This window comes from Bacillus sp. P4_D3 (genome assembly GCF_056401855.1).
Map to the genome: position 1 here is coordinate 1 of NZ_JBFUIN010001291.1, position 578 is coordinate 578.

Genomic DNA, 578 nt, shown 5'->3' on the forward strand with positions numbered 1-578 from the left:
CAGACCAACAAAAAAGAAGGTGGCCTAAAAATCAGTTTTACTGACTTTATCGGCAACCTTCTTTTATAAAGTATCTTCTTTTTGTAATTGCTTTTCTTCTTTCCAAAGTTTTCCTGGCCAAAAAGCGAAACGTCCTAATACAACTGTAATTGCTGGTACTAATAATGGTCTCACAATAAACGTATCTAGTAATACGCCGATTGCAGTCACAATACCAAATTGAACAAGAACTTGGATTGGCAACGTACCTAATACTGCAAAAGTTCCTGCTAAAATTAAACCAGCTGATGTAATTACACTTCCTGTTTGTATAACACCATTTTTCACTGCATCTACATGATTTTGTTTCTTTCTATTTTTCCATATTTCTGAGACCATAAAGATATTATAATCTTCTCCTAAGGCAACTAAAAATACGAATGCATATAACGGTATCGCGCCTTGTATTGCGGGAGCTCCCATACCAAAGTGAAGTACTATCCATCCTGCTCCTAGCGCTGAGAAGAATGATAAAACGACAGTTACAATTAAATAAATCATCGCGACGATAGAACGTAAGTAAACAAGCAATAATAAAG

Annotated in this window: 1 protein-coding gene; it reads right to left on the minus strand. The window is 35.5% G+C overall.

The features are described 5' to 3' along the window. Positions 1-63: 63 nt before the first annotated feature. The coding region (locus AC1DTM_RS30880; protein ID WP_477001752.1) for an MMPL family transporter at positions 64-578 on the minus strand (515 nt) is incomplete at its 5' end.